16 protein-coding genes are annotated in these 20723 nt (G+C 49.6%); 7 read left to right on the top strand and 9 right to left on the bottom strand.

The features are described 5' to 3' along the window. Positions 1–47 precede the first annotated feature (47 nt). A complete protein-coding gene (locus tag FEK43_RS08605) occupies positions 48–1445 on the bottom strand; it encodes an RtcB family protein (RefSeq protein ID WP_135406216.1) in 1398 nt (465 codons plus the stop codon). 763 nt (positions 1446–2208) lie between these two features. Between FEK43_RS08605 and hutU the strand changes: the two genes are divergently transcribed. From hutU to FEK43_RS08565, 7 genes are all read left to right on the top strand, one after another. Then, the gene (hutU, locus tag FEK43_RS08595) at positions 2209–3906 is read left to right on the top strand and encodes a urocanate hydratase (protein ID WP_130259808.1); all 1698 of its coding nucleotides are present in this window, start codon (positions 2209–2211) and stop codon (positions 3904–3906) included. Between the two features lie 163 nt (positions 3907–4069). Then, positions 4070–5479 (top strand): cytosine permease, encoded by a 1410-nt coding sequence (locus tag FEK43_RS08590; RefSeq protein ID WP_130209878.1) that lies wholly within the window; start codon positions 4070–4072, stop codon positions 5477–5479. A gap of 10 nt (positions 5480–5489) precedes the next feature. After that, entirely contained in the window at positions 5490–6071 is a 582-nt protein-coding gene (locus FEK43_RS08585; protein WP_240783148.1) for a HutD family protein, read from the top strand. Then, positions 6068–7279, top strand: a complete 1212-nt coding sequence (gene hutI / locus FEK43_RS08580) for an imidazolonepropionase (protein WP_131161670.1) — start codon at positions 6068–6070, stop codon at positions 7277–7279. The genes FEK43_RS08585 and hutI overlap by 4 nt, the downstream gene beginning before the upstream one ends. Next, positions 7279–8229, top strand: a complete 951-nt coding sequence (hutG, locus tag FEK43_RS08575) for a formimidoylglutamase (RefSeq protein ID WP_135406218.1) — start codon at positions 7279–7281, stop codon at positions 8227–8229. Before hutI ends, hutG begins: the two co-directional genes overlap by 1 nt. A 50-nt stretch (positions 8230–8279) precedes the next feature. Continuing rightward, entirely contained in the window at positions 8280–9950 is a 1671-nt protein-coding gene (locus FEK43_RS08570; protein ID WP_135559921.1) for an aromatic amino acid ammonia-lyase, read from the top strand. A 270-nt stretch (positions 9951–10220) separates the two neighbouring features. Continuing rightward, the gene (locus FEK43_RS08565) at positions 10221–11126 is read left to right on the top strand and encodes a LysR family transcriptional regulator (RefSeq protein WP_135406219.1); all 906 of its coding nucleotides are present in this window, start codon (positions 10221–10223) and stop codon (positions 11124–11126) included. Positions 11127–11159: 33 nt separating this feature from the next. Here FEK43_RS08565 and cobO read toward each other — a convergent pair whose 3' ends face one another. From cobO to glmS, 8 genes are all read right to left on the bottom strand, one after another. Then, positions 11160–11762, bottom strand: coding sequence for a cob(I)yrinic acid a,c-diamide adenosyltransferase (cobO, locus tag FEK43_RS08560; RefSeq protein WP_135406220.1), 603 nt, complete (start codon positions 11760–11762; stop codon positions 11160–11162). Between the two features lie 9 nt (positions 11763–11771). Then, entirely contained in the window at positions 11772–13424 is a 1653-nt protein-coding gene (locus FEK43_RS08555; protein ID WP_135406221.1) for a class I fumarate hydratase, read from the bottom strand. 263 nt (positions 13425–13687) lie between these two features. Continuing rightward, entirely contained in the window at positions 13688–14005 is a 318-nt protein-coding gene (locus tag FEK43_RS08550; protein ID WP_130209894.1) for a DUF4387 domain-containing protein, read from the bottom strand. After that, positions 14002–15372, bottom strand: a complete 1371-nt coding sequence (locus tag FEK43_RS08545) for an acyclic terpene utilization AtuA family protein (protein ID WP_130259802.1) — start codon at positions 15370–15372, stop codon at positions 14002–14004. The genes FEK43_RS08550 and FEK43_RS08545 overlap by 4 nt, the downstream gene beginning before the upstream one ends. A gap of 3 nt (positions 15373–15375) precedes the next feature. After that, positions 15376–16617 carry a methylaspartate ammonia-lyase gene (locus tag FEK43_RS08540; protein WP_135406222.1) on the bottom strand — a complete coding sequence of 414 codons (1242 nt, stop codon included), beginning with the start codon at positions 16615–16617 and terminating at the stop codon, positions 15376–15378. After that, complete coding sequence (locus FEK43_RS08535) at positions 16617–18062, bottom strand: methylaspartate mutase subunit E (RefSeq protein ID WP_130209900.1); 1446 nt, start codon at positions 18060–18062, stop codon at positions 16617–16619. Before FEK43_RS08535 ends, FEK43_RS08540 begins: the two co-directional genes overlap by 1 nt. Before the next feature lie 18 nt (positions 18063–18080). After that, positions 18081–19469: a methylaspartate mutase accessory protein GlmL gene (gene glmL, locus FEK43_RS08530; RefSeq protein WP_135406223.1), complete on the bottom strand. Its 1389-nt coding sequence runs from the start codon at positions 19467–19469 to the stop codon at positions 18081–18083. Further along, a complete protein-coding gene (gene glmS, locus FEK43_RS08525; protein WP_130209904.1) occupies positions 19469–19918 on the bottom strand; it encodes a methylaspartate mutase subunit S in 450 nt (149 codons plus the stop codon). Before glmS ends, glmL begins: the two co-directional genes overlap by 1 nt. Positions 19919–20723 lie beyond the last annotated feature (805 nt).

The raw sequence follows: 20723 nt of genomic DNA, 5'->3' as shown, positions 1-20723 counted from the left end.
AAGGGCTGTCGGTTTCGACATGGTTGGCCATCGTATGATGGCCTTTTTTATGCCTTAAATGTTAACCACGGTCGAAATCTGACCGCTGGCTGAATTAATCCGGCTTCTTGTTGGGCTTCGATAACCGGACCAATATCTTTATAAGCAGCAGGCGCTTCTTCAAGACGTCGTTCTTCGCGCAATGTGACGCATTGCCACGGCAACGTTGACTCTTCAGTCGCGCGCGAGCGCATGGCCTGCCGACGCTGGCTGCGTCCAGCTCCGTGACTGCAAGACCACAGCCACTCCGGGTTGCCACAACCTACCGCAAGCCACGAATAATCGCCCATTGAACCGGGGATTAACGCCAGATCGCCCGTGCGTGCCGGTGTTGCACCTTTGCGATGAATATTCATTTCATGCTCGCGAAGGATGATGTTATGCGGCACATCCACCACCAGATGTGAATCATCCTGATGGAATAAATCGGCAAAACATACGCGAACCATTTCCGCAATGGTCACGCGATTTAACCACGCGTAACGCGCCACCATTCCCATAGCCTGCAGGTATTCCTCCGCCAGCTCACCGCCCAGAGCATATAATCCGCTTTGTGGATGTTTATGCCCGGCGGGCCAGGCTGCACGGGCGCGATCCATCCAGCGTCGTCCGACGTAAAATCCGACATCTCGCGATCCGCTATGGATCATCACCACGATATCGCACATTTTCAGCCCTTGTTGCCAGGCCACATGGCGATCGACCACGCTATCAACCACCTGAAGTTCAATAAAATGATTACCTGAACCCGGCGTACCAAGACAAGGATCGCGGAGTAATGCGCGGTCCGTTGCCAGCAGGGCGGGTGGGGCATAACGCGAATGACTGTCATGCTCGTTCAGCCCAATGCAGCGGTCAATTTCTTGCGCCATCCGGGGGATATTCGTGCGTGTCCAGAGACCCGCTGATGGCAAGGCCGACACACAATTTGCCGGTCCGCCATCAAAAAGCGCGGTGAACGCTCGTGCAGATAACGGAACATCGCGCTCATTTTGCAGTAACACTTGCGTTAACCGCTGAGTGATGACGTCTTTATGCGCTTCGGCTTGCGCAAGTGTTAATCCAGTCGTCAGCAGTCGCATGCCACAAGAAATATCGGTGCCGATGGCGGCGGGAATGATTAAATCCGGCGTTGAGGCCACCACTGCGCCAACGGGGACGCCATTGCCGGGGTGAAAATCTGGCGTCGCGCACGTCTGGCGTACATAACCTGGATGATCTGGTAGCTTCACTTCTGCAAAATCAAGCAGTTGTGTCACTGCTTTTTCTTCTAGCGGCAGTTCGTCCGGCAGCAGTACGCGGGCACTGGCACCTGATTGACGAGATAATGAAACAATATTGTTGGCGCGGGAAAGTTGGATCCCTTTGCGCAGAAAGGCTTTATCAAGCCTCGAAAGATGATGCATAACGCTGTCCTGAAATATAGACGTTAATCAACCCCCTGTATTGCGAGGGTAATTTTGTCTTTCCGGTCAGCAGCCAGCAAAAAGGAAAGAAAACGCGCGTAGTGTATTCAGCAATGACGATGAATACAAGATAAAAATGCCGATTGCCAAAGAGGATTGTTGTTATAAAGGAGGTGAATTATCGACACCGGATTGTAAAATATGAAAAATGATAACTCCCAGAATATATATTTTAAGAGTTATTTTTACGCCTGTTCTTACGGCGGTAACTATCCATTGCTTGCCGTTTTTTAATTATCAAAGCGGGAGTGAAATAAATGAATTATTGATGATAATACAACATGTTTTTATGACAAATAATGAAGATCTTATTTTAAATATCATCGTGTTATGCGCACTGCGTGGTGTCGGGTTACCTGGTGTTATGCTAATGTCTGGTTGTTATTAACGCATTTCTTAGATAATTAAATTATAGACATCTTGCAATCTCATCATATTCATATGTTCAAATGAGAAAATATTTTGCCAACAATATCACTTTTTCCAAAAGTTAAATTAAGCATATTGAAATCGCATACAAAGCGTTGGCAGTTTTTTTGAATTTACATTCAGGGTGAATATTCCAGAACAAATGAAATTCACCAAATGAATTGATAATGCGAAATCATAAACGGAGATTATATAAACCGTTTCTGTATTCCTTCGCTCATTTTTTTCTGGGCGATGACAGCATTTAATTTTATCCAGTAACAGGAGAAGATTCATGAGTAAGCCTTCAGACCCTCGTATTGATACCAGCCGCGTTATCCATGCGCCACAAGGAACTCAACTGCATTGTAAAAACTGGCAGATCGAAGCTGCCTATCGGATGTTGCAGAACAACCTTGATCCCGACGTAGCCGAAAATCCACAGCATCTGGTGGTATACGGTGGCATTGGCCGCGCGGCGCGTAACTGGGAATGTTTCGACCAGATCCTCGAATCACTAAAAAATCTCGAGCCTGATGAGTCGCTGTTGGTACAGTCCGGTAAACCCGTGGGCGTGTTTAAAACTCATACTGATGCGCCACGCGTGCTGATTGCCAACTCTAACCTGGTGCCGCAATGGGCCAACTGGGATCACTTCAATGAACTGGATCGCAAAGGTCTGTTCATGTACGGCCAGATGACCGCTGGCTCGTGGATCTACATTGGTAGTCAGGGCATTGTGCAGGGGACGTTCGAAACTTTTGTCGAAGCAGGTCGCCAGCACTACAACAATTCGCTAAGTGGAAAATGGATCCTGACCGCGGGGCTCGGTGGTATGGGCGGTGCACAACCGCTGGCGGCGACTCTGGCGGGGGCTTGTTCATTAAATATCGAGTGCCAGCAAAGTAGCATCGACTTCCGTCTGCGTACCCGTTATGTCGATAAACAAGCGAAAGATCTTGATGATGCACTGGCGCTGATTAAATACCACACCGAACGCAAAGAAGCCGTTTCTATCGCGCTGCTGGGCAATGCGGCGGAAATTGTTCCTGAATTGGTGAAACGTGCACGTCAGGGGGCGATCAAGCCGGATCTGGTGACCGACCAGACCTCCGCTCACGATCTGGTCTATGGTTACCTGCCAACGGGCTGGAGCGTAGAACAATGGCGTGCTGCACAGCAGGATCCACAACAGCACGCCAGACTGCAAAAAGAAGCGGCACAGAGTTGCGTGGCGCATGTTCAGGGGATGCTGGACTTCCAGGCGATGGGGATCCCGGTTGTCGATTATGGTAACAACATCCGCCAGGTGGCTTTCAACGAAGGTCTGCAAAATGCCTTCGATTTCCCGGGCTTCGTTCCTGCTTACATTCGTCCCATGTTTTGTGAAGGCAAAGGCCCGTTCCGTTGGGTGGCGCTGTCTGGTGACCCGGAAGATATCTATAAAACCGATGCCAAAATTAAAGAACTATTCCCCAATAACGTACTGACCCATCGCTGGCTGGATATGGCGCGTGAGCGTATCGCCTTCCAGGGGCTTCCATCACGTATTTGCTGGCTGGGGCTTGGTGAGCGTCACCTGGCGGGGCTGGCATTCAACGAAATGGTGCGCAACGGTGAACTAAAAGCACCGATTGTGATTGGTCGCGATCATCTTGATACCGGTTCTGTCGCCAGCCCGAACCGCGAAACTGAAAGCATGCTCGATGGCAGTGACGCGGTTTCTGACTGGCCGTTGCTCAATGGTCTGCTCAATACCGCAGGTGGAGCAACGTGGGTGTCTCTGCATCATGGCGGCGGCGTCGGGATGGGATATTCACAACACGCCGGGATGGTTATTGTTGCCGATGGTAGCGAAGAAGCCGAAAAACGTCTGGCGCGTGTGCTGGTGAATGACTGTGCTTCCGGGGTTATGCGTCACGCGGATGCGGGTTATGAAGCGGCAATTGAATGTGCCAAAAATTATGGTCTGAAATTGCCGATGATTCGCTAAATATTAACGCTGTTATTTAATATTTGCGCTAATACAGGCGGGAAGTTATCCGCCTGTATAACAATAATTATCAAAAATATTCATTACATCGTCGAGAGAAATATCTCTCGACCCTCTATTGCTGTTTCAAAAAATGACCTCTCATTTTGCAGGAGACTTTTTCATGGAATCAAGCAGCCCTATCCGCAGTAAAAAACCAGTATTAGAATCAAATACGATTAACGCCGTTCCTGAGTCCGCTCGCCACGGCGCGCCCTCCAGCCAGTTTACTTTGTGGCTAAGTGCTAACTTACAAATTACCGCCGTGGTGGACGGCGCGTTAGCGATTATTTTTGGCTCTGAAGCCATGTCAGCAATTATTGGTTTATTAATCGGTAATATTATCGGCGGCGCGGTTATGGCATTGCACTCGTCACAGGGGGCAAAGCTGGGATTACCACAGATGATCTCCAGTCGTATCCGCTTTGGCGTCAAAGGAGCGGCGCTACCGTTACTGATGGTGATTATTATGTATCTCGGGTTTGCTGCAACTGGAACGGTATTATCCGGTCAGGCGATTAACCGGATATTTGGTTTTGAGTCAGCATCGACCGGAATTATTATTTTCGGCATGCTTACCGCGATGATCGCATTGGTCGGTTATAAACTTATTCACGTCGTTGGCCGTGTTGCAGGGATATTAAGTATTCTGGGGTTTATTTACCTTGCCACTCAACTTAGCGGTCACTACGACGTGGCTGCGGCATTTGGTCAAAAGCCATTTAGCTTATCGGTGTTCTTATTAACGATTGCACTCTCAGCCGGATGGCAATTAACGTTTGCACCATACGCCTCTGATTATTCCCGCTATTTACCCTCTGATACACCAGCAAAATCAATCTTCTTTGCCACCTTTCTGGGAACCACGCTTGGCGCGCAATGTGCCATGACTTTTGGCGTTCTTGTTGCTGCTTGCGGTGCTAACTTCCTGAAAGATCAGGTTGGTTTTATGGGCGATTTAGCCGGGCCAACGTTTGCCATTCTGATTTATACGGTGATTGTTTGCGGCAAACTGACGGTTAACTGTTTGAATGCCTACGGCGGCTTTATGTCGATTCTGGCGACCGTCAGCGCCTTTAACAATCGCAGCCAGGTTTCACAGCGTGTTCGTGCTGCCTACGTTGTAGGGTTTGTGCTGTTGTCGATGGTCGTCGCGCTGGCGGCAAGCGCAGACTTTTTGAATAATTTCAAAAACTTCGTTCTGCTGCTGTTGACGGTATTTGTGCCGTGGAGCGCCATCAATCTCATCGACTACTACTTCATCTCACAAGGTAAAACCGATATTCCAGCACTTTATACCCCGGAGGGACGCTATGGCGCATATAACAAAACCGCGTTGGTTTGCTACGGAATTGGTGTGCTGGTGCAGATCCCCTTCCTGAATCAAAAACTATATCAGGGACCCATTTCTGTACTGATGGGCGGGGCGGATATTTCCTGGATTATCGGCTTGTTAATTACTGCCGTTATTTATTACCCGTGGGCAAAACGTACTACCAGCGTTCCTGCCCAGACTATTTATCCCGAGTCGTAAAATGGAACCAATGCTGATATCTGCAATGGATAAGCCCTTGCAACCGTGGCGCAACGGCGGGGGTTTTACGCGACAACTGCATGCCTGGCCTGATGATGAAAACTGGCTGTTACGCATCAGTATGGCCAATGTCAGCCAGGACGGCCCTTTTTCGGCGTGGCCTGGCGTGGTACGTGGCCTCGCCATTCTCGATGGGGAAGGGGTGAGGCTGACGTTTGCCGATTCGATAATCAACCTGCAACGTCACGATCCCGCCTTAATTTTTCCCGGAGAAGCCAGGCCAGATTGCAAGCTGATGGGCGGTGCAGTTCGCGATCTCAATGTCATGGCGCGGGAAGGCGATACGGGGATGTTGCGGGTGCAAAGTGCCGTTGACTGGCTTCCGCCATCACTTGCGCAAGCGGGCCTGTTCACGCTGTGTGAAGGGGAGTGGGTAAGCGGCGAGAAAAGGGTGTTTGTCGCGGCAAATATGTTGTTATGGCTGGTTGCGACTGATGGCAAGCCCTGGCGTTTCGTACCACGGAAAAAAGTCTCCGTCGGTGAGCTGGCGGGCTGGTGGCTTTATTATCTACGAGGGGAAAAATCCTTATGAGTGCATTAACGCTCTGGCGAAATACCACGCTGGCGACGCTTTCCGCTAACGATTGGGGAGTGATTGAAAATGGTGCATTAATCAGCCGTGGCGACACTATTGTCTGGCTTGGCAAGGCCACGCAGATCCCTCGCGAACTGATGGCGGACATTACAGAGGAACACGACCTGCAGGGTAAGTTGCTGACCCCCGGTCTGGTGGATTGCCATACGCATCTGGTGTATGGCGGCCAGCGGGCGAATGAGTTTGAGATGCGGCTGCAAGGCGTGGCTTATGAAGATATCGCCAGAGCGGGCGGCGGGATCTTATCTACCGTCAATGCCACGCGGGCGGCCAGCGAAACACAACTGTTTGAACTGGCGGCGCAGCGACTACAAAACTGGTTGCGTGAAGGCGTCAGTACGCTGGAAATAAAATCTGGTTATGGCTTGACGCTGGAAGATGAAGCGCGCTGTTTGCGCGTTATCCGCCGCTTACAGGAATCTACAGGATTACGTATTCAGTCTACGTTTCTTGGGGCGCACAGCTTGCCGCCAGAGTTTGCCGGGCGCAGTGATGATTACATTACGGCGCTTTGCGACTGGATGGGCGTCTTACATGAACAGGGGTTGATTGATGCGGTTGACGCTTTTTGTGAAAACATTGCCTTTAGCCCAGACCAGGTACGGCGCGTTTTCAGTAAAGCGCAACACTATGGATTGCCTGTAAAACTGCATGCCGAACAGCTTTCTGACCAGCAAGGCGCGGCGCTGGCGGCGGCGTTTTCTGCACTCTCCTGCGATCATCTGGAATACCTTAGCGAGTCGGGGATCGCCGCCATGAAAATGGCTGGAACGGTGGCGGTACTGCTCCCCGGCGCTTATTACTTCCTGCGCGAAACCCATCTGCCGCCGATTGCTGCTTTGCGGGCAGCGGGCGTGCCGATTGCTATCTCCACGGACCATAACCCCGGAACGTCTCCCAATATGTCATTGCCATTGATGATCAATATGGCCTGTACGCTGTTTCGCATGACGCCGCTGGAAGCCGTTCAGGGCGTTACGCGTCATGCGGCAAAGGCACTTGGACTTATTGATCGGGGTGAACTTGCACCGGGATTACGGGCGGATATGGCGGTCTGGGATCTTAACCATCCACGTGAACTGGCTTACTGGTTTGGGCATCAGCCTTGCCAGGGGCTGATTGTCGGCGGAAAAAGGAGTTGGTAATGAAGCAAACATTTTTGCTGTGGAGTGGGCGTGTTGACTCGCAGGAAACCGGCATCAGCACTCGCTGGCATCAGCATGTGCAACCGTTTAGTGAACAAAGCCACGGCGGTTGTACGCTGATTGGTTTTGCCGTTGATGACGGGGTGCAACGTAATGGTGGGCGATCGGGTACAGCAGGCGGACCGGGCGCGTTGCGCAGCATGTTGGGCAATATGCCGGTGCTCTGTGAAGGCGCTATTTTCGATATGGGCGATGTACAAAGCGAGGACCACGCGCTGGAATCCGCACAAAATCGTCTGGCGGCCAACGTATCTACAGCCATTGCGCGCGGCAGTTTACCGGTGGTTCTGGGTGGCGGTCATGAAGTGGCGTGGGGAACATTTCAGGGGATTATGCAGTCGCGTCCTGATATTCGGCGGTTACTGATTGTGAACCTTGACGCGCATTTTGATTTACGGATGGCGGAAAAAGCCAATTCAGGTACGCCGTTTCGTCAGATGCAAGAGTGGAACGCGCAGCATGGCAAACCGTTTAATTATCGCGTGCTGGGAATAAGTCGTTTTGCAAATACCCAGGCGTTATTTGATCGGGCTGATGAATTTGGCGTGCGTTATTGGCTGGATGAATCTCTGCAATTTGAACGTGGTTTGCAGCAGATCGTTAATGCGCTCTCGACAGATATTCAGGCGTGTGACGCCATTTATTTAACCATCTGTCTCGATGTCTTGCCTGGTTATCAGGCACCCGGCGTTTCTGCGCCATCACCGTTAGGCGTGCCGTTAAATATTACTGAAGCCATTGTGAATTTAATCGCCAATAGCGAGAAGTTGATTGCTGCGGATATTGCTGAACTTAACCCGGAACTGGACCGCGATAATTTGACGGCGAAAGTTGCCGCTCGCCTGGTGACCAGTATTGTCCGGCGGGGGAAAACAGATCAAACAAATTAAGACGTTGTCGCAGTAACCCGTTGTTAAACTCATCATGATAAGGAAACACAATGAAAGGATTGATACGAAGAGTCACTGTCACCGTTGTGCTCTGGAGCGTTTGCTCCATCGCGATGGCGAAATCAACCATTACTCTGGATGGCGAACATCTTTCAATTGACCAGGCCTGGTCAATTGCGTTAGGTGATAACGACGTCAAAATCGCGGCGAAAGCTCTGGACAGAATGGAAAAAAGTTATGATCTGGTGATGACCGCCGCGCATTCTGGAACACCCGTTTATGGTTTAACCGTAGGCGTGGGGCTAAATAAAGACCAGCCGATATTTGATGCCAAAGGAAATTTAACGCCTGAGGTGATTGATGCGTCGAAAAAATTTAATGCTGCCGCGCTGCGCGCCCATTCTGCGGGCGTTGGTCCGATGTTACCGGATTATCTGGCACGCCTTTCAATGGTATTACGTTTAAATACCATGCTGCATGGGCAAACCGGCGCGCAGCCTTATATTGCCGAACTGTATGCTGAATTTATTAATCGCGGCGTTACACCGTTAATTCCGGCGCGGGGAAGCATCGGCGCAGCGGATATTATGCTCGCTTCGCACGTTGGTCTGGTGATGATGGGGGAATGGAAAGCCCGAGTCAATGGCGTGCAAATGAGCGGTGGTGACGCGCTGGCGAAAGTGGGACTTAAGCCACTGGTGCCGCAGGGTAAAGATATGCTGGCGATTTTGTCGAACAACAGCGTCGGGACAGCCTACGCTATCGAAGCAGTTCGTTCGGCACGTCAGTTGCTGAATGTCAGCCCGGTGGTTTTCGCTATGAGTCTGGAAGCGTTGAATGGTAACGTCGCACCGGTACTGCCGCAGTCAATTGCCGTGCGTCCTTTCCCGCAGTTGGCTGACTCTGCAAAAGAGATTCGCGATGCGTTAAACGGTTCATATTTATGGCATAAAGATGACAAACGTGCATTGCAAGATCCGTTATCGTTCAGAACTACGGTATATACCATTGCTGAATCAGTACGCGCTTTGCATGATGCTGAAGAGGTCATAACCGTACAAATCAATAGTTCCGATGACAACCCAGCAACGGTGCTGAATGCTGACAAGGCGTATCAGGACTCCAGTCAGGTCGCGCAATATTTTGTTAAAGATGGCGCAGTCAGCGGTGGGATCTTCCCGACGGCGAATTTCGAATCGTTACCTGTTGCGCTTGCCACTCAGCGTCTGACCGTGGCGTTGGTGCATGTTTCGCATAACAGTATGCGTCGCTCGCTGCACCTGGAAGATGAGCACTTTACCGGTTTAACGCGCTTCCTGTCGGCACCCGGTAATAAAGGTCACGGCTTCGGTTCGCTGCATATTCCGTTTGTCGCGCTGCATGCAGAAAACGTCGATCTCGCCAATCCTGTTTCTTTCGATATTCAACCGGTTGCCGGAGGTATAGAAGATACCGGCGCCAATAATGACCACGCAGCCAGAAGATTGAAACAGGTTGTCGATAATCTGAACGTGATTTATGGCATTGAACTGATGCATTCCGCACAGGCTCTCGATTTACGGTTGCAGGCCGCTCCACAACTGGCATTAGGGAAATCCACCAAAGCAATGTTTACCGAATACAGAAAAGTCGTGCCTTTTGTCGACCAGGATCGGGTCTTTACCCCAGATATTGCAGCTTCGCAAAAATTCTTAGAAGGATATGCTATAAATCAAAAATAAAATTTTTGTTGATTGTTTATCATAATATCCATAGATATGATGATTGCTATCAATTTAATAATCTTCACTTAACTTGAATCATAATAATCCGAAGGGCGTTTTGCTTTTCGGATTATTATTATCTGATTGAGACAATTGTCACGCCGGGCTTGCTGGGTTATAAATATCGATCATGATTTTTATAAAATATCTATTGCTGCTTTGGTTGCCATTACTTAGTAATAAGTAATGGTTTTTTGATAGTTTAAACTATTTTTAAGGGACGGCATTATGAGAGGAAAAATACCCAAAACGGAACTGTTGGTAACTTTTGAGGTGGTCGCACGCCATGAAAGTTATACCAGAGCGGCAGAGGAGTTAGCGTTAACCCAAAGCGCAGTATTCAGGCAAGTTAGCGCACTGGAAGATTTTTTACATATATCATTATTTGCGCATTCTAAAAAAAGAATATTTCTTAATGATGCCGGAAAGCATTATCTGGGCATTGTTAAAGAAACATTGAATAAGCTTGAACGTGACACAAATACTATCATGACCTGGCAGCCTACGGTTCAGGTTATTGAGCTTGCTGTCAATCCTACTTTCAGCACGCACTGGTTGATCCCCAATTTACGTGAGTTCAATAAATTGTATCCCGATATTATTGTCAATATTCACTCATTAGCTAATAACGGAGATTTCCTTAATCGGGAATACGATGCCGTCATTATGCGCGAAAATTTTTGTGCGCCCTGGTCGGAGGTAGAATATCTCTTTGAGGAAGAGATCCTGCCGGTATGCAGCGGCAGTTTACTTTCACTTCCTGACCAAAAACTGTCTGTTGCAGAGCTATTAAGTGAGCTACCACTGCTGCATCAAAGCACCCGTATTACTGGTTGGGAAGAGTGGTTTGCATTGTCTGGTGTGAGTAGTCCGTTGGTGAATAACGGGCCACGTTTTGATTTACTTTCAATGCTGATTGCCGCCGTGCGATCTAATCTCGGTGTGGCGCTCCTGCCTCGGTTTGCAATTCAACACGATTTAGATAGCGGTGACATGGTGATTCCGTGTGATGTGCCTATTCGTACCGGCAATCGCTTTATTATGACGTGGCGGGAAGAGAAGGTTGATTATCCGCACTTGCAACTCTTTCGTGAGTGGTTGCTGGCAAAATCGGTCGTACCGGAGGAGGTGTAAAATCTGCGCCTGGTGAGATGCCAGGCGCAGTCATTACCAGTCGATACCAGGCTGTGCCTGAATACCGTTATCAAAAGCATGTTTGACGGGGCGGATTTCGCTTACCGTATCCGCCATTTTTACTATTTCACTATGGCAACCGCGTCCGGTGACAATGACATTTTGCTGTGCCGGGCGATTTTGTAGCGAAGCGATCACTTCTTCGGTATCCAGATAATGGTAAGCCAGCATGTAGGTCAACTCATCGAGCACCACTAAATCGTAACGCTCATCAGCCAGCATTCGCTTGCATTCAGACCAGACCTCTTTCGCCGCGTCGATATCCGCTTGCCGATTCTGTGTCTCCCAGGTAAAACCTGTTCCCATAATATGAAATTCAACACCCAGTGGATGGAGAAGGTTATATTCGCCGTTGTCCCACTGTCCCTTGATGAACTGCGCAACGCCAACCGTTTTGCCATGACCTACGGCGCGCGTCACGGTACCAAAAGCGGCGGTGGATTTTCCTTTTCCGTTACCAGTGAAAACAATCAATATTCCTTTTTTCTCCGTCGCCGCCGCGATGCGTGTGTCGACCTGTTGTTTCAGTTTCTGCTGGCGCTGAATATGCCGTTCAGTTGAAATCCGCGCTTCCATTCACTTTCCTTAATGCCCGGCGGGGCAATTGGCGCAACGGTGTTGCTGCTCAAACTGGCTGAAGAAATTATTGCCTTTATCATCCACCAGAATGAACGCGGGCAAGTTTTCAACCTCCATCATCCACACTGCTTCCATGCCCAACTCCGGATATTCCAGGCAATGCAGGCTTTTGACATATTCTTGCGCCAGTAACGCCGCTGCACCGCCGATACTTCCCAGATTAAAGCCGCCATGTTTGTGACAGGCATCAGTAACCTGCTGGCTGCGGTTGCCTTTCGATAACATTACCAGACTGCCGCCAGCCGCCTGGAAGGCGTCGACATAACCGTCCATTCGACCGCCCGTGGTGGGGCCAAGAGAACCACAGGCCATATTTTCCGGTGTTTTCGCGGGGCCAGCGTAATAGACGATATGATTTTTCAGGTAATCCGGCATCGGTTCGCCGTTATCCAGTCGTTCTTTTATTTTGGCGTGGGCGATATCACGCGCCACTACGATGGGGCCGCTTAACGACACACGGGTGCCGATCGGTAATGTGGCGAGATCCTGCATTACCTCACGCAATGGACGATTTAGATCAATCTGTACGTTATGCGTCTGATTGTCTTCCCGCATTGAGGCTGGAATATATTGCCCCGGATTATGTTCGAGTTTTTCCAGCCAGATGCCGTGCTTGTTAATTTTGGCTTTAATATTGCGGTCGGCGGAACAGGAGAGCGCCATAGCAATTGGGCAGGAACCGCCGTGACGCGGTAGACGAATAACACGAATATCATGAGCGAAATATTTACCACCAAACTGAGCACCAATGCCAAATTGTTGGCTGGCGTCGAGCAAGGTTTTTTCCAGTTCAATATCGCGGAAGGCTTGCCCCTGCTCGTTTCCGCTGGTGGGCAGATTATCGTAGTATTTTGTCGACGCTAGTTTGGCGACTTTTAACGCCTGATCGGCAGAAAGTCCCCCGACGACAAAGGCGATGTGGTAGGGCGGACAAGCGGCGGTGCCCAGCGATTTCATTTTTTCGATTAAAAACGTAGTCAGTTTTTCTGGTTGCAGGAGAGATTTAGTTTCCTGGTAAAGCGCAGCTTTATTGGCGGAGCCACCCCCTTTATTGACACACAGAAAATGGTACTCGTCGCCGGGGACGGCGCTGATATCAATCTGCGCCGGAAGATTGGTTTGTGTATTGACTTCGGTATACATATCCAGTGGCGCATTTTGTGAAAAGCGCAGATTATTTTCCTGGAAAGTGATGTAAATACCTTTGCTTAAGGCTTCGGCGTCATTACCTCCGGTCCAGATGTGTTGCCCTTTACTGGCGACAATGGTGGCGGTGCCGGTGTCCTGGCAGTTGGGTAATATCCCTTTTGCTGAGACTTCGGCATTGCGCAGTAGCTGCAAGGCCACATATCTGTCATTACTGCTGGCCTGCGGATCGTTCAGAATGCTGGCGACTTGTTGCAGGTGAACGGGACGTAAGAAAAAAGAGGCTTCATAAAATGCCTCCCGGGCAAGCAACGTTAATGCTTCCGGAGCGACTTTTATCACTTCTTCGCCGTCTATTTCCGTTACTGTAATATATTGATCGCTGATTAATTTATATTCCGCTGCGTCTTTATATTGTAAAAACGGTTCTTGCCAGATAAATGGTTTGGACATGATGTGTTCTCACATTGTGGTTATTTTTTACCGAATGATAAGGCAGTCTTTTTTCCAGCAGAGATTCGGTATTGACTTAAGTATTTTTTGTTTAATTACGAGTGATGGTTGTATGGTTTTTAGGGGAACGTAGGCCACCAGTTATTCCAGCTGTGAAAATTCTGGTAGCATCGTAATCTATTATATTGATACGTTTAGATAAATGCACCTGACATAATGGAATCTGTGCAGGTACATTTATGGGGTTGATAATCTAAACAGTATTAAATATCAAAATGAATGCTTAATAAAGGTGCGTGCTGCTGCGCACCATAAACATCATTATCGCCTACATTCCCGGAGATAATATCTCGTGGCATGACGATTTTTACTGCATTAGAAGGATCAAACCAGACAATACGATGAATAAAGTTAGGTTCAACATGATATAAGCGCGCAATCAGCTCTGGAGTTAATTGCCCTGATGATTTAACTCGCTCATAGTTTTCTTTCGTTTTAAATAAAATATCTAAAACCAGTTCGTAGGGTCCGGCATTTTTTGAACGAATGACTTGCGCCAGTGAGACAATTGACTGTTTCATGCCTGAACTCCTTCTGGCGTCACCTGTTCAATATGGAAATCAAACCGCAGTGCGTCGTTGGCTTCAATCAGGTGATAGATAGAAAACTCGTATACGGGTCCGCTCTGGATATCAGAAGGGGAGAACGGGAACGCCAGGTTGCCCGCAGTGGCGATGCGATTTTCATAACCGTAGTGCAGCATAGTGGAGCGCACCAGTGAACAAACACTGTTGGCGATTTCTTGCGTCGGCGCGACCACATCTAGGACGATCCCCAGTTCATGTCCGGCAGTTTCCATGGGCTCGTGGTCGCCCATGACACCATTTTTACCGTACAGGTGGAATGTCATTCGAATGCTGTCATCGGTCAGCGACAGGTTGCGCGTTACGCTGGCTTTGACATCTTCAATGATTTTGTCGATCCCGGCGATCATTATTGGGTCGCGGGTGCCTGCGATGGTCAGGCAGCGGAAGCCCACCTGCCGCGCACCTTCCAGTTTCAGGGCATATGGCGTTTCTTCATGCTTAGAACCGCTGACATAAACTTCACCGTCGTTCACGGCTTTGAAGGTGCAGCCTTTCAGATTCAGAACACCACCTGGTCCCGGCAGGAAGTACGGGTCCGATTTCTCATACAGCGTATGCGCGGCTGCGGATGTTTCGGTGAATTTACGCTGCGGATTGAACGTCTTCAGCGTGAAGCCATTATCGTCGATGATGCCCATCGCACAGTCAGAGCCGGAGCCTGGCGTCGCGGCAATTGCTGCACATTCGAGAATTTTCCCACAGTGCAGCGCCAGCCCTTCGTCAAAGCCTTGCATGATGGGTAGCGCGGCAAAGCAGGCCGGATCATAAGCCCGGCCGCCCAGCACCACCTGTGCGCCTTCTTTCAGCGCCCGCTGGAAGGGCTCGATGCCCATTTGCGCGACGATATAGGTACTTTCGTCAATCGCGTCGTGCGTTAACGGCGGGACAAAATCCAGCGCCATGATTTTGCCGTTATCCAGTGCCTGGTGAACGATGGCTTTGTCAACGTCCGCCGGGATCAGCGCCATCGAAAACGAAAGTTTTTCCTCTTGCGCAATCTCGTGAATAATTTGACGACACCACTCCAAATGCGGGGCTGCGCCAGAACCACCTGCCGTCCCGATCACCACTGGAATATTATTTTGCACGCCAGCGGTGATCATATAGCGCAGATCGCGTTTAACTCCCGCGCGGTCGGTAAAGGGCTTACCCGCCCCCAGATAGTGCGGGCCAGGATCGGAAGAACCGGCATCAACGGCGATCAGGTCGGGAGATTCCGCCATCGCTTTGCGGAAGCTCTCTTCAGGGAAGCCGTAACCGAGGATCGCAGTAGGTGATAAGACTTTAAAAGAACGAGCCATCTGTTAATCCTTAGCCAGCATCAGCGCGATAGTACGATTCATTTCGTTGAACACGATGTCGAGGCCCTCGTCAAACCCCATCCCCGGTTTTACCAGCATCCGCATGGGACGCGCGGCAAGAGCTACGTGGACACAAGTTCGGGCGCTGACATCGGTTTCGTTACAGGTGCCACCCTGATAGGCTTCCATTCCGTGGCTGTTGCAGTACAGAACCGCATCGACGATGTTGTGAATACTGCCCAGATCAGGCGTTTTGATTTGCACCATGTGGCAACTGGCTGCATCAGTGAAATCAACGATATCCTGGTAGGTGTTACACCATTCGTCGGCGACAATTTTCACGCCGGAACCGAGGCGCGTCAGCTCTTTGGTGATGGCAGTCAACAGGCGAATTTGGTCAGGTTTGTTACCGGCATCGACCGGGCCTTCAATGTACAGCGGCAGACCTTGTGTTTCTTCTTCCAGGCTGGCGATGTATTGCGCGCAGCGAACGGGATCCATGTCGAAGATCAGACCGATGGTGCCGTATACATCGATGTGCAGCGTAGGGTGGTAGCGAGCGCTGGTACGTTTGCTCAGAATGCGATCTGACAGCCAGCGGATATATTCGCGCAGTTTTTCGCCCTTAAAGCCCAGCTTCTCTTCGACGTTATTAATCAGCGCATGGGGCAGTACGTCGATCCCTTTAAGGATCATCTTATCGACGGCGATATACCGATCGTCGCCGCTCTGACCAAATAAAGGAATGGATTTCGCCACGCGCGGTAACTGCCATTCATCGCAAACTACTTCAGTTTTCAGACGGCCCGTTGCCAGCGCGGTAGCGTCAAGCAGCGCCTGCGATAATCCATAGCGCACGGCGGTATGCAGCAAGTTGCCGTCAATACGCAGCTTGTCGAAAAAACGGGCGTTCGGCACAAACGCATCCACATCGCGGCCTTCCAGTAACGGTTTGATATGGTCATTAAGGAACGGAATAAAATGCTCGGCGAGGAACAGCGGATCGCGACCGCCTGCCCCGGAGTACTGTACCGCAGCACAGTCACCAACCGCGACCGCGCCATTTTCCAGAATCAACTGAACTGAAACGCACTCCCCAGCCTGACGTACTGCGCTAAAGCCAGGCGTAACCGGCTCCCCGGTATAAAAAAATCCGTCGTGGCCCGCTCCGTTTTTTATCGCCTGCTGGTCATCGAAATAGAATGAGGAGTAGCCAGCGGTGAACAGGGCCTGTTTTATTTTCATTATGGTCTTCCTATTAATTTACTGTGGGATACAGCATTGATGTCATCAACAACCATCTGGAATGTCGGTTGGCGTCCTTCAAAGCGTGCGCGTTCAGCAACGTAATCGTGGTGAAGGTCGAGAATGTCTTTTGGCAACGGAACGGCGCCGGCTTCAAGCACGCGTATCGCGCCGGTGTTGTCGCGAACCGGAAGAATTTTGCCCGCGTTGCAGGCGGCTGGCGCAAACGGCACATCCAGTACGCCCGCTTCAAATGCTAGCACCGTACCGCGCGCGATATCCCCATTCCCCAGTTCGAACACTTTATTCAGCACGGCGCGAACTTCACTCTTAATCAGCTCAACTTCCAGTTCCACCGCAGGACACGGTGGGAATTTCTGATCGCTAACCATATTGAGCATTTGGCGGGAGGCTTTCAGTCCCTGCACGTTGGCGGCAGCGGTAGGGATGCCCCAGGCTTCATGCGGACTCTTGGTGATGACTTTGGTCGCGCCCGACATTCCAGCAACCGCCGCGCCCCAGGAGATAATCGCGAACGCTTTTGACTCGTCTTCCGGAAAACCGCCCATCCACTGGTGGAACACCGTACTTAATTCGTACTCTGCATAGCCATGATTCTGGAAGTATTCGTGAGCGAGTTCCCGCAGAGACTGGATCGCCGCAATATCTTGTGTCAGGCTTCCGACCTGACCATAACCGACGGTGATAGATTTCACGCCCTGTTCCAGTGCCAGCAAGCCTTCGATTATCGCAATAGAGTGCGAGATAAACGGTGGAATCAAAGTACCTGTAAGCGGGCCAAACGGTTCGCGGTTGATGCGAATTCCGTGCTCTTCATACAGCCCCATTAAACGGTCGCAGTACTGCCAGTCGCGGATCGATTTTTCCAGCGTTACGCGTTTGGCATACGGAATATTGTAGGAAATGCCGCCGCCTTCATAGCTGGTGAAGCCGCTGGCCATTGAGATTTCAGCCAGCAGCCGCGCATCTGGTGTGCCATGGCGGATCTGTAGCGGTTTTTGCAAGGTTTCGGTCAGACGACGGCATGCTGCGACGCCGTGGTTAACCACCGGTAAACCGTTCAGTTTAGAGGTTCCGGCTTCGATAGATTTTTTAATCCCTACCGCGGCTTCTTCGTAACGATTCAGACGGGTATAGGCATCGATGGTGCTCGGTAGCAAATCGCACTCATCTTGCAGTGTTTTCAGTAGTTCGATGTGCTCGTCCATCAACGCCACGCCTGCGCGCGGTTGGCTAAGCGTTTTACCTTCCAGGTCTGCTTTCAGTAGGGCAAGGGAGAAGCGTTTGTGATCAGGAATAGTTTGTTGATATTTAACGCCATCTTCGAAGTTTTCAACATCCTTGCCAGTTTCCCAGGTTTTCAGTACCTGTTGCCGCTCGGTCATGAATTCGTCATGGGTTAATTTCTTATTTCGAAGTTCCATTGATTGCTACCTTAATTGTTATAGGGTTAAGCATTGAATACTGGTACGCGCGGCGGCCTGCGGATCGACTCTGGCGACGTTTGCCAGCAGTGGAAATAGCCCCCGTGAATCGCGGTAATATTCAAATTCGGTCGGTAAGAGAATGCGTTTGCCGTCGTCGTTTAACTCGCGGTATTTCAACCAACGATGAATATCAAACTGGCTGGCGCGCGACAGCCATCCACCGGAACCAACGACTTTGCGCACGGTGGTCAGGTCGCGTCCCATCTGTAAATCGACATTGCCGACGCAGGTGCAGACCTCTTTTTTGGTGCCGGCATGACGTTCAGTGGCGTAACCTACGCACAGTCCGGCCAGCACAGTATCGAAATATTTTTCTTCTGCGTTAGTGGGTAAATGGTCGGGATGTGCAACCAAATGACGGAGATAATGATAAAAAGCGTGCTGCTGCGTGGGGTGCTGAGAAAAGATCACATTAACTAAGTCTTTTGCGCTTTCACCAACCACCATTGCTGAGACGCGCATTCCCAGATCGCCTTCAACGGTCCGTTTTACGAAGGGTTCCGGTACGCCGTGTAAAACGGTGTCGGGTGAGAGATTATTGGCACAGGCAGAATACATATCGGTGGTTGCGCCGCCCATGTCGATCAGCATGAACTCTTTCCAACGGCTATCGACATTACTGATTGCCTTAACCAGTTCAAAAACTGTCCACGGCGTTGGCATTGGCTCTTCGCCCGTTTCATCAACAATGACATCCAGTCCTTTTCCTTTAACAATGCGTTTGAGGAAAATGTCGCAGATGGCCTGTCGCGCGGCGAAAGGGGAGGGATTTTCAAGGTCAGGCAGGACGTTATCGACGATGGTCAGATCTTTATGCCCGAGGATGTCCTGTATATTGTCCTGAATGTCCCTGTTTCCGGCATATATAATGGCGCAATCGAGTTTTGATTCCGCCAGCACACGGGCGTTATTTAGCCCGTAACTCTCTTCTCCGCCGTCGGTGCCGCCAGTGAATAAGAGGATATCGGGTGGTGACTCTTCCAGCGCCTGAATATCACGGCGGTTCAGCTTGTAGGAGTAATGCTGCGCTATTTTAGCGCCAGCAGAGTGAGCGGTTACTTTCGCGGATTCCAGGGTAATAGAAGGCACTAATCCCATTGCGGCAACCGCCAGTCCACCTTTGGCTGAAGAGGAGTACTTCAATGCGACTTCGCCGTTTTTTAACAGGGGGAGGGCGTTATCTACGTTTAACACCTGATTCAGGCTTGAGAAAAAACCATCGGCCAGATGATGCGTGGTGGTTGGGGTCAGAACGTGGTTAACCAGCGTTAACGCGTCCCCCTCCCGGGTAAAGAGGGCAGCTTTGGTCCACGTCGATCCAATATCGACAGAGACGATTTGCATCAGATGGCCTCTTCGAAAATACGTGTTTCAACACCATGACGCTGGTTGATATCGTTGGACATCAGCTGGCAGACATCTTCTAAGTCATGGCTGGGGGCGAAGACGCGGTCAAAACCCATCTCTTTGAATTTGATTTGCACGTTAGCGAAGTCATGTTTACCCACCACCAGGTTACCGCCTACATAGAGCAGAATGTCGCCCAGCCCACGTTCGATGCAGCGTTCACGCATACCCAGACAGTCGATATCCCCATGCCCATAGATAGAGGAAACTACTATCGCGTCAGCGCCAGTTTCAATGGCAGCATCAATATATTCATCCTGGCTGACCATTACGCCCAGGTTTATGACTCTGAAGTCATGAGAAGTAAAAACGCGATCCAGAACTTTATTGCCAACTGCATGGCAGTCGGCACCAATAACGCCAAGCACTAGTGTTGCTTTCTTCATGGGTAATCCTTTGTAAGACAGAGAGTAAAATAAGTTACACACGTCGTATTTATGGCCGTTTCTGTGGCACATGATTAATAACACTGGAGTGTCTGTGTCCTGTCGTCTGGTTGCAATTGATCTATTTTCAAAATATCTTTCGAAAAATGCTTGTTTATGTGGTTGCTTTAAATATGACGTTTATTTCAATAGGTTACGTATATGGTTGTTATTGATTTTAATTTTTCAAATTATATTGATTTAATGTATTGATATATTTGTGATCAACATCTGATTTGCATTTTTTAAGAGGGGACTGGTTATAAAAGTAGTTCATAAAGTTTGGTGCGCATTATTAATGCAATTTACTGCCGTATTAACATGGAATTGTAACGGTAATGTTTAAAGTAACAAATGGTTAATAACTCATTTGGGGTTGTGCTATTCATTGGACCTAATTAATCACTTCTACTCAAATGATTATTCTTGAGCAGTGGAACGTATTACTTCGAGTGGGCTGGTGTTCAATAACGTCCAGATATAATACCGTTTCATTGTCTCGTCTTGCTGCTGGGTTAATAAAAATAATTTATATATACCAGCACAGGATAAACTTAGTTATTGAATCTCATGTTGTTTGATGTTGGGGCACTGAGCCGTTCATTGAATATAAAACGGGGAAAAATACTTATATCAGATGTAATTTAGCTTAAAAGCTCTCTTTCCCTTCTTCCTGAATTCTACAAATCCATCCTTCAATGTGATTATTAGCAAAGCAACAATAACATTCCGTGGTAAAGGTTGGTGCTCATAAAGACAACAACCA

The organism is Escherichia sp. E2562 (assembly GCF_005781075.1).
Lineage (GTDB): Bacteria > Pseudomonadota > Gammaproteobacteria > Enterobacterales > Enterobacteriaceae > Escherichia.
The sequence above is the reverse complement of the archived record's forward strand: the minus strand, read 5'-3'. Positions and strand labels throughout refer to the sequence as shown.

Excerpts from the sequence above, each read along its gene's own strand:
- FEK43_RS08605 (WP_135406216.1), bottom strand. The coding sequence starts at position 1,445 with ATGCATCATCTTTCGAGGCTTGATAAAGCCTTTCTGCGCAAAGGGATC.
- hutU (WP_130259808.1), top strand. The coding sequence starts at position 2,209 with ATGAGTAAGCCTTCAGACCCTCGTATTGATACCAGCCGCGTTATCCAT.
- FEK43_RS08590 (WP_130209878.1), top strand. The coding sequence starts at position 4,070 with ATGGAATCAAGCAGCCCTATCCGCAGTAAAAAACCAGTATTAGAATCA.
- FEK43_RS08585 (WP_240783148.1), top strand. The coding sequence starts at position 5,490 with ATGCTGATATCTGCAATGGATAAGCCCTTGCAACCGTGGCGCAACGGC.
- hutI (WP_131161670.1), top strand. The coding sequence starts at position 6,068 with ATGAGTGCATTAACGCTCTGGCGAAATACCACGCTGGCGACGCTTTCC.
- hutG (WP_135406218.1), top strand. The coding sequence starts at position 7,279 with ATGAAGCAAACATTTTTGCTGTGGAGTGGGCGTGTTGACTCGCAGGAA.
- FEK43_RS08570 (WP_135559921.1), top strand. The coding sequence starts at position 8,280 with ATGAAAGGATTGATACGAAGAGTCACTGTCACCGTTGTGCTCTGGAGC.
- FEK43_RS08565 (WP_135406219.1), top strand. The coding sequence starts at position 10,221 with ATGAGAGGAAAAATACCCAAAACGGAACTGTTGGTAACTTTTGAGGTG.
- cobO (WP_135406220.1), bottom strand. The coding sequence starts at position 11,762 with ATGGAAGCGCGGATTTCAACTGAACGGCATATTCAGCGCCAGCAGAAA.
- FEK43_RS08555 (WP_135406221.1), bottom strand. The coding sequence starts at position 13,424 with ATGTCCAAACCATTTATCTGGCAAGAACCGTTTTTACAATATAAAGAC.
- FEK43_RS08550 (WP_130209894.1), bottom strand. The coding sequence starts at position 14,005 with ATGAAACAGTCAATTGTCTCACTGGCGCAAGTCATTCGTTCAAAAAAT.
- FEK43_RS08545 (WP_130259802.1), bottom strand. The coding sequence starts at position 15,372 with ATGGCTCGTTCTTTTAAAGTCTTATCACCTACTGCGATCCTCGGTTAC.
- FEK43_RS08540 (WP_135406222.1), bottom strand. The coding sequence starts at position 16,617 with ATGAAAATAAAACAGGCCCTGTTCACCGCTGGCTACTCCTCATTCTAT.
- FEK43_RS08535 (WP_130209900.1), bottom strand. The coding sequence starts at position 18,062 with ATGGAACTTCGAAATAAGAAATTAACCCATGACGAATTCATGACCGAG.
- glmL (WP_135406223.1), bottom strand. The coding sequence starts at position 19,469 with ATGCAAATCGTCTCTGTCGATATTGGATCGACGTGGACCAAAGCTGCC.
- glmS (WP_130209904.1), bottom strand. The coding sequence starts at position 19,918 with ATGAAGAAAGCAACACTAGTGCTTGGCGTTATTGGTGCCGACTGCCAT.